Source organism: Bradyrhizobium sp. (assembly GCF_030646015.1).
Lineage (GTDB): Bacteria > Pseudomonadota > Alphaproteobacteria > Rhizobiales > Xanthobacteraceae > Bradyrhizobium.
In genome coordinates this window covers 1-11,789 of sequence record NZ_JAUSLT010000029.1, presented here as the reverse complement: position 1 = coordinate 11,789, position 11,789 = coordinate 1, and the positions used below count along the sequence as shown (strand labels likewise).

General features: G+C 64.1%; 12 protein-coding genes and 1 pseudogene. 6 read left to right on the top strand and 7 right to left on the bottom strand.

Going from position 1 to position 11,789, the window contains the following annotated elements; all coding sequences use genetic code 11:
* Together Q7T45_RS03650 and Q7T45_RS03645 are read right to left on the bottom strand one after the other, a co-directional pair.
* Positions 1–127, bottom strand: a 127-nt coding sequence (locus tag Q7T45_RS03650; RefSeq protein ID WP_304867752.1) for a DnaJ domain-containing protein, incomplete at its 3' end; no start/stop codon positions are given.
* Between the two features lie 155 nt (positions 128–282).
* Positions 283–693, bottom strand: coding sequence for an RT0821/Lpp0805 family surface protein (locus Q7T45_RS03645; protein WP_304867751.1), 411 nt, complete (start codon positions 691–693; stop codon positions 283–285).
* A 123-nt stretch (positions 694–816) separates the two neighbouring features.
* Here Q7T45_RS03645 and pdxH point away from each other — a divergent pair, with 123 nt between their 5' ends.
* Both pdxH and Q7T45_RS03635 read left to right on the top strand, forming a co-directional pair.
* The gene (gene pdxH / locus Q7T45_RS03640) at positions 817–1,458 is read left to right on the top strand and encodes a pyridoxamine 5'-phosphate oxidase (RefSeq protein WP_304867749.1); all 642 of its coding nucleotides are present in this window, start codon (positions 817–819) and stop codon (positions 1,456–1,458) included.
* Between the two features lie 116 nt (positions 1,459–1,574).
* On the top strand, positions 1,575–2,330 hold the full coding sequence (locus tag Q7T45_RS03635; protein WP_304867747.1) for an SDR family NAD(P)-dependent oxidoreductase: 756 nt from the start codon (positions 1,575–1,577) through the stop codon (positions 2,328–2,330).
* Between the two features lie 201 nt (positions 2,331–2,531).
* Here Q7T45_RS03635 and Q7T45_RS03630 read toward each other — a convergent pair whose 3' ends face one another.
* Both Q7T45_RS03630 and Q7T45_RS03625 read right to left on the bottom strand, forming a co-directional pair.
* Positions 2,532–2,759 carry a hypothetical protein gene (locus Q7T45_RS03630; protein ID WP_304867745.1) on the bottom strand — a complete coding sequence of 76 codons (228 nt, stop codon included), beginning with the start codon at positions 2,757–2,759 and terminating at the stop codon, positions 2,532–2,534.
* 161 nt (positions 2,760–2,920) lie between these two features.
* Positions 2,921–3,901 carry a magnesium transporter CorA family protein gene (locus tag Q7T45_RS03625; protein ID WP_304867743.1) on the bottom strand — a complete coding sequence of 327 codons (981 nt, stop codon included), beginning with the start codon at positions 3,899–3,901 and terminating at the stop codon, positions 2,921–2,923.
* Positions 3,902–4,325: 424 nt separating this feature from the next.
* Here Q7T45_RS03625 and Q7T45_RS03620 point away from each other — a divergent pair, with 424 nt between their 5' ends.
* The gene (locus tag Q7T45_RS03620) at positions 4,326–5,009 is read left to right on the top strand and encodes a L,D-transpeptidase (RefSeq protein ID WP_304867741.1); all 684 of its coding nucleotides are present in this window, start codon (positions 4,326–4,328) and stop codon (positions 5,007–5,009) included.
* Positions 5,010–5,045: 36 nt separating this feature from the next.
* Here Q7T45_RS03620 and Q7T45_RS03615 read toward each other — a convergent pair whose 3' ends face one another.
* On the bottom strand, positions 5,046–6,269 hold the full coding sequence (locus tag Q7T45_RS03615) for an extensin family protein (protein WP_304867739.1): 1,224 nt from the start codon (positions 6,267–6,269) through the stop codon (positions 5,046–5,048).
* Positions 6,270–6,322: 53 nt separating this feature from the next.
* On the opposite strand from Q7T45_RS03615, the gene Q7T45_RS03610 reads away from it, so the two are divergent.
* The 3 genes from Q7T45_RS03610 (at position 6,323) to Q7T45_RS03600 (ending at position 10,493) form a co-directional block, all read left to right on the top strand.
* Positions 6,323–7,951 (top strand): fatty-acid--CoA ligase, encoded by a 1,629-nt coding sequence (locus Q7T45_RS03610; RefSeq protein WP_304867737.1) that lies wholly within the window; start codon positions 6,323–6,325, stop codon positions 7,949–7,951.
* Between the two features lie 535 nt (positions 7,952–8,486).
* Positions 8,487–9,386, top strand: coding sequence for a LysR family transcriptional regulator (locus Q7T45_RS03605; RefSeq protein WP_304867735.1), 900 nt, complete (start codon positions 8,487–8,489; stop codon positions 9,384–9,386).
* Positions 9,387–9,641: 255 nt separating this feature from the next.
* The gene (locus Q7T45_RS03600; RefSeq protein WP_304867733.1) at positions 9,642–10,493 is read left to right on the top strand and encodes a DUF1499 domain-containing protein; all 852 of its coding nucleotides are present in this window, start codon (positions 9,642–9,644) and stop codon (positions 10,491–10,493) included.
* Positions 10,494–10,605: 112 nt separating this feature from the next.
* Here Q7T45_RS03600 and Q7T45_RS03595 read toward each other — a convergent pair whose 3' ends face one another.
* Both Q7T45_RS03595 and Q7T45_RS03590 read right to left on the bottom strand, forming a co-directional pair.
* Positions 10,606–11,523 carry an MBL fold metallo-hydrolase gene (locus Q7T45_RS03595; protein WP_304867731.1) on the bottom strand — a complete coding sequence of 306 codons (918 nt, stop codon included), beginning with the start codon at positions 11,521–11,523 and terminating at the stop codon, positions 10,606–10,608.
* Positions 11,524–11,653: 130 nt separating this feature from the next.
* Positions 11,654–11,789: pseudogene (locus tag Q7T45_RS03590) on the bottom strand (acyl-CoA dehydrogenase); the annotation flags it as partial.

Below are 11,789 nucleotides of genomic sequence, written 5' to 3'. Positions count from 1 at the left end.
CCTGCGATTTCGGATCGTTCTTGTTGGCGTCGGGGTGATGCTTCTTGGCGAGCTTGCGATAGGCGCTCTTGATCGCCGCAGCACTGGCGCCCCGCGGCACCCCCAAGACCTCATAGGGGTCGCGCATCCGTCACGTCTCCTTCAATAGCGTTTTCGAGCGAAGTGGATACCGGTTCGCGGTGAAGAAAACGCGTCGAAACAAGGGAATTTGGATCATAGACTACGGGCGGCTCGCCCGCTTCAGGCTTCATCTGGGGTGCCCGTGGTATTTTTGCAACGGGGCTAGCCCCGCCGCCACGGCTTTAACGTATGAATTTCCCAACGGCCATGGCCGGCCTTGCAGGCGGCGCCCTGCAGCCAGCTTTCGGAGCGGCCGTTGACGTAGCTGGCCAGGAAATCCCGGCAGGTCCGGCCATCTTCGGATGAATAGGCCTGGGCCAGCGGCGTCACCGAGCCGCGGGCGCCGGTCTCGGGGTTTTCCCAAGGCTGGCTGGAATCCTTGCTGCCCTTGGTCAGCACGTCGGAGGCGGCGGTGCGGGCAAAGGCCAGATCGGTCTCGGTGGGCACCGGCGGCTGCGCCGGCCCGATCGATCCCGTCACTTCCACGTCCCTGTCTTCCATTTTGGCAAAGGTGCCGTCGCCGCGGGACAGGCTGCAGCCTGCGGAGCCGAGACCGATCAGAATCAACGTCACCACCGCGCCCGCCGGCCTGATCGCCGGTAGGCCAATGCGTCCCCATGTCTTATATAGGGCGAGCCCACATGGGGACTGCAACGCGCTCTGGGACGCGGGCGGACGCAACTCGGAACTCCTGACATGACCGACACAACCTCCATCAAACACCCGACACCGTTAACATCAGGTGATTTCACCGCGGCCGAGGAACCGTTTGCGCTGTTCGGCGAATGGTTTGCCGAGGCGGTGAAGGCCGAGCCAAACGATCCCAACGCGATGGCGCTGGCGACCGTCGACGCCGACGGGCTGCCTGACGTGCGCATGGTGCTGATGAAGGGCTATGATGCCGACGGTTTTGTCTTCTACAGCCACATCGCCAGTCAAAAAGGCCGCGAACTCGCCACAAATCCTAAGGCGGCTTTACTGTTTCACTGGAAATCGCTGCGCCGGCAGGTCCGCATCCGCGGCAACGTGTCGCCGGTGACCGACGCCGAGGCCGACGCCTATTTCGCCACCCGCCCGAAGCAGGCGCAGATCGGCGCCTGGGCCTCGAAGCAGTCGCAGCCGCTGGAAAGCCGCTTTGCCTTCGAGCAGGCGATCGCCAAGGTGGCGGCCAGGCACATCGTCGGCGAAGTGCCGCGCCCGCCGGGCTGGAGCGGCTGGCGCATCGAGCCCGCCCGGTTCGAATTCTGGCACGACCGCCCGTTCCGGCTGCACGACCGCATCGAATTCGCGCGCCCGGCGCCCGACCAGCCATGGTCGAAGACGCGGCTTTATCCGTAGAGTAAGCCGTCATGGCCGGGCTCGACCCGGCCATCCACGCCTTCGCGTGAACGACCAAAGCAAGACGTGGATGCCCGGGACAAGCCCGGGCATGACGAAAAACAAGAGAACCGTTTATGCCGAATCCAACTAACCACGGCCCGCGGCGCACGATGCTCCTGACCGGAGCCAGCCGCGGCATCGGGCACGCCACCGTGATCCGCTTTTCCTCGGCGGGCTGGCGCGTCCTGACCTGTTCGCGGCATCCCTTTCCCGAGGAGTGCCCGTGGGGCGCCGGACCCGAGGACCACATCCAGGTCGACCTCGCCGACCATGACGACACCACGCGGGCGATCTCGGAAATCCGCCAGCGGCTGGAGGGCGGCGAGCTGCACGCGCTGGTCAACAACGCCGCGATTTCGCCGAAGGCCGAAGGCGGCGCGCGGCTGGGATCGATCGATACCGACATCGAAACCTGGAGCCATGTCTTCCGGGTCAACTTCTTCGCACCGATCATGATGGCGCGCGGGCTGATCGAGGAATTGAAGGCCGCCAAGGGCTCGGTGGTGAACGTCACCTCGATCGCGGGCTCGCGCGTGCATCCGTTCGCAGGCGCGGCCTACGCCACATCGAAGGCGGCGCTAGCCTCCCTGACCCGCGAGATGGCGTCCGATTTCGGCCGCATCGGCGTCCGCGTCAATTCGATCGCGCCGGGCGAAATCGACACCTCGATCCTGTCGCCGGGCACCGAGAAGATCGTCGAGCAGCAGATCCCGCTGCGCCGGCTCGGCACGCCGGATGAAGTCGCAAAGATCATCTATGTGCTGTGCACGGAGACCAGCTCCTACGTGAACGGCGCGGAGATTCATATCAACGGCGGGCAGCACGTGTAGCTGAGCGGTATCGATGGGCTTCTTACCCTCCCCTGGAGGGAGAGGGTCGGCTCACATTGAGCGCAGCGAAATGTGAGACGGGGTGGGGTGATCTATCAACGTGGGCACTGTTCCAGGTGAGGGACTGTCCCCCCACCCCCCCGCGCGGTTCACCCGCGTCGACCCTCCCCCTCCAGGGGAGGGTGAAGAGAACGCGCCCGCTCAAACCAGTCCGCGCAGAATCTGCGCGGCCTGCCAGCGCAGGCTGTCGGCCTCGACGTTGAAGGTGCTCGAGCATTCGTCCTCGCGCTCGCCTTCCTGTAACGCCGCCCCACAATGCCGGCACATCCGCGCCGACATCGCCTGCGCCCTGCCCGCGGCGTTGCGGTCAGCCTGATAGCGCGCGAAATCGACGACGTTGCGGGGTGACGTTATGAGTTTCTCAACCATGGCTGTCCTCGCGGCTTGTGACAGCGTTATCGCAGAAAGCCGTCGCGCAAACGTTCAGCGCAATGCTCAAATTTTATCCGTAGAAATGTGGCGGGTTCCCTGGTTTTTCGCAGGTGTATGAAAGCCCCGCAGGACGGGTGTACCGTTTAACCCCTCAGTGACTACAGCCACTTCTTCCATCTGAAGAAGAAGTACGGCCCGGCGGCTGCGAGCAGCATCATGAGCAGCGCCATCGGGTAGCCGTGGGTCCATTCCAGCTCCGGCATCATCTTGAAATTCATGCCGTAGATCGAGGCGATCAGGGTCGGCGGCATCAGCACCACCGCCATCACCGAAAACAGCTTGATGATGTTGTTCTGCTCGAGATTGACGACGCCGAGCATGGCGTCGAGCACGAAGGTGATCTTGTTGGAGAGGTAGCTGGCATGGTCGGTCAGCGAGGTGACGTCGCGCTGCATGGTCTTCAGCTGCTCGCGCATGTCCTTGGACCATTTGACGCCTTCGGTGCCGGCGGCGACGAAGGTCACCACCCGGCCGATCGAGACCAGGCTTTCCCGCACCTTCGAGGTGATATCGCCCTTGCGTCCGATCGCGATCAGGATGTCGGAATAGCGCTTGGCCTGGCCGGTGCGCGCGGCCCCCGCGGGCTCGAAAATATCGTGGCTGATGGTGTCCATGTCGCCGCCGGCGCGCTCCAGAATGTCGGCATTGCGGTCGATCACCGCATCCAACAGCTCCATCAGCACCATTTCGCCGGTGATCCCCGGCGCGCAGCCGCGCGCCAGCTTGTTCTCCACCAGCAGGAACGGCTTGGGTTCGTCGTAGCGCACGGTCACCAGCCGGTGGCCGGCGAGGATGAAGGTCACCGCCGTGGTGCGCGGGTTCTCGGTGTCGGCCGCACACATCAGCGTCGCCGTCATGAAGCGGGCGCCGTTTTCGATATAGAGCCGGCTGGAAATCTCGATTTCCTGCATGTCCTCCCGGGTCGGAACCGCGATCCCGGCCAGCCGCTCCACCGCCTTGTCCTCGCCCCCGGTCGGCTTGATGAGGTCGAGCCAGACCGCGCTCTCCGGCAGTTCGGCAAAATCGGCGTCGACGATCTTCTTCAGATTGAATTCGGCAGGGACGTACACTGAGAGCATGGAGGACTCCGGGACCGAGCGCGCTGCTTTTTCTTCGGACACGTTTCGTGGCGCAAACCGGTACCCACCCCACCGGTCAGGCCCGAGGGCAGGCTTCGCTCGAAACGCTATGGCTACCAACAGGACTTAGCTCGATTCTGGCAAGCGCTTGATGACTGCCAGATTAACCCCCGATCCATGTTTGCGGCGACGGAATGGCAGCTCCGTGGCGACGATTCGGCGACGGGCCTGTAACTGCCCAAAAATCAGCCTGAAACGGCAACAGCTGCGGTAAAAAGGTCACAGCCAGCCTGCTGCGACGCGGGACAGGCATCTAAGCTCTGGAATTGTTGGCGATTTCAACGATAATGCAATTAATGGAATCGTGGCGTTTCGGGCGCAGGGTTGGTGCGCGACCGCGAAGACTTTCGATTGGAACTGAACCATGTCGTCGCTGAAGGCAATGTTGGGAATGCTGGCCGCCGGCCTGATGCTGTCGGGCTGCATGCAGGCTACGACATATCAATCAGCCCCCGAGGCCACGCTCAAGCCGGCCGACAAGGCGCAGCTTGCCAAGGCGCGTTACGCCAAGGTGGCCGTGGCCGAACCGTTCCGCCGCGCCATCGTCGACTATCACCGCAAGGAAATGCCCGGCACCATCGTGGTCGATTCCGACAATCATTATCTCTATCTGGTGCAGGATGGCGGCAAGGCGATCCGCTACGGCGTCACCGTCGGCGAGGAAGCACTGGCGTTTTCCGGCATCGCGCGCATCGGCAACATGGCGGAATGGCCGAAATGGACGCCGACCGCTGACATCCACAAGCGCATCGAAGGCTTGCCCGCCTCGGTACCCGGCGGCGTCGACAATCCGCTCGGCGCCCGCGCGCTGTACCTTTACCAGGGCAACCGCGACACCCTGTTCCGGATCCACGGCACCAATCAGCCGGAATATATCGGCGCCTCGATTTCGTCGGGCTGTATCCGCATGACCAACGAGGACGTCATCGATCTCTATACCCGCGTCAAGCAGGGCACCGTCGTGGTCGTGCTCGACCCCAAGCAGGGCGACTCGCCGTACAATTCCAAGATGGCGCTGCAGGGCGGCGGCAACGCGATGATGCAATAGCCGGTCAGACCGGCTTCGCATCATCGGACGATCCAATCAAAAGCGCCGGTCCTCCCGGCGCTTTTTCGTTGGCTGCGCGGCGACCGCGGCTTCCGGCTTCGCCGGTTTGGCCGCATCGGGTTTTCCCTGCCCCGACTTGCCTTGCCCGGCCTTAGCCCGTTCGGATCTGGCCTGCTCTTGCTCCGACTTGCCTTGTTCAGATTTGCCTTGCTCTGATTTGCCTTGCTCGGCCTTGGCGGCGACTTCGCGTGGCGGGGCCTCCTCCGGCCGCTCGGCCGGCAGCAGCGGGGCGATTTGCGGCAGCGGGTCCCACACGTTCCACTGGCAGATCTTGTAGTTGTTTCGCCGCTCCATCAGATCGATATGGATGTGGTCCTCGTGATACCAGTCCGAGCCCGGCCCCAGCACCGTCGGAAACCGGGCGCACATCGAATGCAGCACGCTTTCGCGGGTCTCGCGCGGCACCGTGCGATCGGTCAGCGAGATCGAGCGGCCGTTGGCGAGCTTGATGGCGCGAATATCGAGCGCGTTGGCGCGGCCGTGCTCGGACAGTCTGGCGCCGATCACGCGATTGCGGCCCCGACACTCGAAGGAATTGAAATTGTCGAGGTCGCTGATGGTGCTGCCGAGGCTCAAAGCCAGCGGCGCCATGTCGGTGCGGATCCAGTCGGCGACCGCGGTGGCCATGGCACAGCGCAGGACGGCCGCCGGCTTCACCGAGACCCGTCGTTTGTCCGGCAGCACCACGGCTTCCAGCCGCACCAGGTCCTCGCCGCCGCAGCCGCCGGCGCCCTTGATGTCGGGGATGCTGGGGGCGATCGCGACCGCTTCCGTCAGCGCCAGCCGGCAAGCCGAGGGCGGCGGCGGCGCGGGAGGCGCCTGCTCGGCGGCCTTGTCGGTCCCGGCGGGGGCGGGCTTTTCCGGTTCGGGTCTGTCGGTTTCCGCCCGATTGGGTTCCGGCTTGGGCTCAGGCTTTGACTCGGGCTTGGACCCGGCATTGGCTTCAGCTTTGGGCGCCTCGGCCGGGCGCGGCTTCGGCAGCGGCACCGCCAGCACCGCCCGGCGCGGCTTCTTCGGCCTGCTCTCCCCGAACAAGCCGCTCCAGGGTCCCGGGGGCCATGCCCCCGCTTTCGCCGCGGCGGCGGGCATTGATTGGGCGCAAAGACACAGCAGGGCCACGGCGGTAACCATTGCCGCCGCGGTGCCGCGAAAGCTCGCACAAGGCCATTTCCGGCTTGCTTTCTCCGCGCTAAAGTTCATGGCAATTCCGAATAAGAGCGGCAAGCGACAACACATTCTGGAGGAACGACCGTATGCTTGGATTGATGCAAGACTGGCCTTTGCTTTGTCACCGGATTATCGAGCACGCCGCTGAAGTCCATGGCACCCAGGAGGTCATAACGCGATCGGTCGAAGGCCCGATCCACCGCACCAATTACCGGCAAATCCGCGACCGCGCGCTGAAAGTCTCGCAGCGGCTCGACCGCGACGGCATCAAGCTCGGCGACCGCGTCGCCACCATCGCCTGGAACACCTGGCGCCATCTCGAAGCCTGGTACGGCATCATGGGCATCGGCGCGATCTGCCACACCGTCAATCCGAGACTGTTCCCCGAGCAGATCGCCTGGATCATCAATCATGCCGAAGACCGCGTGGTGATGACCGACCTCACCTTTATTCCGATTCTGGAGAAGATCGCCGACAAGCTTCCCACCGTGGAACGCTACATCGTCTTCACCGACAAGGCGCACATGCCGCAGACCACGCTGAAGAACGCGGTCGCCTATGAAGACTGGATCGCGGAAGCCGACGGCGATTTCAAGTGGAAGACCTTCGACGAAAACACCGCCGCCGCAATGTGCTACACCTCCGGCACCACGGGCGATCCCAAAGGCGTGTTGTATTCGCATCGCTCCAACGTGTTGCACGCGCTGATGGCCAATTCAGGCGATTCCCTCGGCGCCAACGCTGCGGATACAATGCTTCCCGTGGTTCCATTGTTCCATGCCAACAGCTGGGGCATCGCGTTCTCGGCCCCCTCGATGGGCACCAAGCTGGTCTTCCCCGGCGCCAAACTCGACGGCGCCTCGGTCTATGAGCTGCTCGACACCGAGAAAGTGACGCATACCGCCGGCGTGCCGACGGTGTGGCTGATGCTGCTCAACCACATGTCCGCCAACAGCCTGAAACTGCCGCATCTGCGCATGGTGGTGTGCGGCGGCTCGGCGATGCCGCGCTCGATGATCCAGTCGTTCCTCGATCTGGGCGTCGCGGTTCGCCACGCCTGGGGCATGACCGAAATGAGCCCGATCGGCACGCTGGCCGCGCTGAAGCCGCCATTCGCCGAACTGAAAGGCGAGGCCCGGCTCGATATCCTGCAGACCCAGGGCTATCCGCCGTTCGGCGTGCAGATGAAGATCACCGACGATGCCGGCAAGGACCTGCCGTGGGACGGCAAGACTTTCGGGCGGCTGAAAGTCAGCGGACCCGCGGTGTCAAAGGCCTATTTCCGGCTCGATGCCGACATCCTCGACGAGGACGGCTACTTCGACACCGGCGACGTCGCCACCATCGACGCCCACGGCTATATGCGGATCACCGACCGCTCCAAGGACGTGATCAAGTCCGGCGGCGAGTGGATTTCGTCGATCGACCTGGAAAACCTCGCGGTCGGACATCCCGCGGTGGCGGAAGCCGCCGTGATCGGCGTCTATCATCCGAAATGGGACGAGCGTCCGCTCCTGATCATCCAGCTCAAGCAGGGCCAGAGCGCGACGCGCGAGGACATCCTGAAGTTCATGGACGGCAAGATTGCAAAGTGGTGGATGCCTGACGATGTCGCCTTCGTCGACGGCATTCCGCACACCGCGACCGGCAAGATCCTGAAAACCGCGCTGCGCGACCAGTTCAAGGCCTACAGTTTCCCCAACGCCGCGGCGTAGGCGGGCACTGTTCTTCCCTTCTCCCCTTGTGGGAGAAGGTGGCGCGGATGAAATCCGCGCCGGATGAGGGGTCTCTATCCGCGGAGACAGACCCCTCACCCGTCCGCGATGCTGCGCATCGCGTCCACCCTCTCCCACAAGGGGAGAGGGAAAAAGGCAGCCCTTTGCATTGTCGATAGCAGCTTATCGCCGGGCAGCGGCCTGATGCTTTCCGGATGTCGGCTCAGACCTTGCGACCGGCACCAAGCTCGTCCGGATCATCGTCCACAGCTCGCGCACCCTCCGAATTCCTTCTTTCGCCGATGAAGCAATGGCCGCCGCGCGTTCGCGGTGCGCCAGCTTTGCGTAAGCGGCGATATCGAGGCTGCCGTCCGGATGGCGCAAGACGCCCTCAATGTCCTGCGCCCGCGGCGCGTGGCCGTTCGGATTTACTTGCCGGTACATAGCGATTCTCCTTCATTGCGAAGGGAAACCATATTATGTATTTTAAACGCTATAATGAGCTATAACTTACATTCATACGTGAATTGAATTCATGAGTGTCAATGCCGCCTCCGCCGAGATGAACGCGTTTGTGCGCGTGATCGAGCGCGGCAGCTTTGCCGCCGCGGCTGAAGATCTCGGGATCACGCCTTCCGCGCTGTCCAAGCTGGTGACCCGCATCGAGGACCGGCTGGGCGTCAGTCTGCTGACGCGGACGACGCGCCGGCTGGCTCTGACCGCGGAAGGCGAAGTTTTTGTCGCCCGAAGCCGGGACATCCTCGCATCGATCGAGGCCGCGGAAGCCGAGGTCACGGCGGCAAGCCGGCTGCCCCGCGGTCATCTCAGGGTCAGCGTCGGAACCGCCATCGCCAAACTCATCCTCTGTCCGGCCCTTCCGGTTTTTCTTGGCCGTTATCCGGACATCACCGTCGAACTGCATGTTTCTGACCACCAGGTCGATCTGGTTGCCGAACAGGTCGACGTGGCCATCCGCTCCGGCGCGCTCGGTGACTCCACCCTGGTGGCGCGCAAGATCACCGAAGCGAAACGTCTGATCTGCGCCAGTCCGCTCTACCTGGAGAAACACGGATCGCCGCGCGTGCCCGCCGATCTGCTGCAGCACAATTGCCTGACGCTGCCGGGACCCGCGTGGTCGCAATGGCCCTTCCACACCCATGAGGGCATCAACCGCCTCGCCGTATCCGGCTCCTTCACCAGCGACAATGCCGACCTGCTGCTCGACATGGCGGTGGCCGGGCTTGGCATCGCGCGGCTGGCGGATTTCATGGTTGCACGCGCGGTACGGCAGGGCACGCTCGTTCCGCTGCTGCTGGACAGCCAGATGCCGGAGTCGTTTCCGATCCACGCGCTGACCGTCCCGGGCCGCCACCGCGCGCCGCGCATCAAGGCCTTTGTCGACTTCGTGGCCGCGCAGTTCGACCATGCGCCATGACGGGTTCTCTTCCCTTCTCCCCTTGTGGGAGAAGGTGGCAGCCGAAGGCTGCCGGATGAGGGGTCTCTATCCGCTGAGACAGACCCCTCACCCGTCGCCTCACTTCGTGAGGCGCCACCCTCTCCCACAAGGGGAGAGGGAAGTAAGAGCCCCCCAATCCACCCTTGAATTTGCCGTTAGTCCGTGGTCTCAAGCAGGCCAGTGCAGCCTGGCGCCATTTGCCCGGCAAGGCTTCAACCGGCAGATTTCTGAGCTATGGCCCGCAGGTTTTCCGCTCCCTATCAGTCGGAGCCCGTGTCCAGCCTCGCCACATGGGCGCGCAATCTCGCGGTGTTTTCGGTGGTCGCGGTGGTGGTTTCGATTCTTATCGTCCGCTTCGGGTTCCTCGAGGTCAAACCGGCGCTGGCGACGTTTTTCGGGGCGCTGGCCTGCGCGGGGCTTTCCATCCTGACGGGATTGGCCGCCTTCGTCGCGATCTGGCAGAACGGATCGCGCGGCATGAGCCGCATCCTGCTGGCGTTCCTGATCGACGCCGTCGTGCTGGCCTATCCGGCCTATCTCGGCCTGCAATACCGCAAGCTGCCGAAGATCCACGACATCACCACCGACCCGATCGATCCGCCGCGTTTCGAGGCGCTGGCGCGATTGCGCAGCATCGACGGCGCCAACCCCGCTGTCTATGCCGGGCTCTATTCCGCCGAACAGCAGCGGCTGGCCTATCCCGAGATCGTTACGGTCGAACTCGAAGTCCCGGCACAGCGCGCCTATGAGGTGGCGCTCGCCCTCGTCAACAGGCGCAAATGGCGTGTGGTCGACGAGCGGGCGCCGCAGCCGCGCCGCGACGGCCGCATCGAGGCCATCGCGCAAACCCCGATCATGGGATTTCGCGAAGACGTGTCGATCCGTATCAAACCCGACCGCGAGGGTTCGCGCGTCGATATCCGCTCGTCGTCACGCTATTTCGAAAGCGACCTCGGCAGCAACGCCGCGCGCGTCTCCAGCCTGATCGACGACATCAACTCAGCCGTCGACGCCGCCAAACCCGCGGTGAAGAAGCCGCAGGCGCCGGCCAAGGCGCAGGCGAAGAACGTGAAGAAGGAGCGCTGAGCCTCCGTTCATTCCGGGGCGATGCGAAGCCATCGAACCTCAGATGTGCAATTGCACATCGGGGAATCTCGAGATTCCGGGTTCGTCGCTGCGCGCCGCCCCGGAATGACAGCTAGACCAACCGGTAATTTCCGCCGATCACCGGGTCGCCCTCCGTCGCCACCACGCCGCGGCCGACCAGATCCTCCAGATGCGCCAGCACGGAATAGCCGGCCGCTCCCGTCAGCCGCGGGTCGATGCCGATATAGATCGCGCGCACCATGGTCGGGATATCGGTTTCGCCCTTGGCGAGCCGATGCAGGATCGAGGCCTCGCGCGCCTGGCGATGCCGGACCAGAAACCGGACGAAGCGCCGGGCGTCCGGAATCTCCGGGCCGTGACCGGAAAAATACAAATCCTCCTCGCGCTGCGCCAGCGTTTCCAGCGACGCCATGTAGTCGATCATCGATCCGTCCGGCGGCGCCACGATCGAGGTCGACCAGCCCATCACGTGGTCGCCGACGAAACTGATCTTCCGCTCGGGCCAGGCGAACGCCAGATGATTGGCGGTATGGCCCGGCGTCGCCACCGCTTCCAGCGTCCAGCCCGCGCCTTCGATGGTGTCGCCGTGCTTGACTTCGATGTCCGGCTTGAAGTCGCGGTCGGCGCCGGATTCCGGGTTGTGCTTCTCGCTCTCGTAGCGCGGCCGCGAGGCGCGATGCGGACCCTCGGCATGAACCGTGGCGCCGGTGGCGGCCTTGATCCGTGCGGTGTTCGGCGAGTGGTCGCGGTGGGTGTGGGTAACCAGGATGTCCGTCACGGTTTCGCCGCGCACGGCGTCGAGCAGCGCCGCCGCATGGGCCGCGTCATCCGGGCCGGGATCGATGATCGCGACGTTGCCGGTCCCCACGATGTAACTGACCGTTCCGGTGAAGGTGAACGGGCTCGGATTATCGCAGAGCACGCGCCGCACGCCGGGGCGGACTTGCTCGACCACGCCGGGTTTCAGGGGAAAATCGCGGTTGAACGGGATGTCGTCGTTGTCGGCCATGGGGGTGTCTACTCCGGCGTCATTCCGGGATGCGCCGCAGGCGCAGACCCGGAATCTCGACAAGGATAGAATGATGCGCTCGAGATTCCGGGTTCGCGTCTGCGACGCGCCCCGGAATGACGGTGCTGAATTACGAAAACGCCTGAATGCCGGTGATGGCGCGGCCCAGGATCAGGGCGTGGACGTCGTGAGTGCCTTCATAGGTGTTGACGGTCTCCAGGTTCTGCGCGTGGCGCTTCACGTGATATTCGATCTGGATGCCGTTG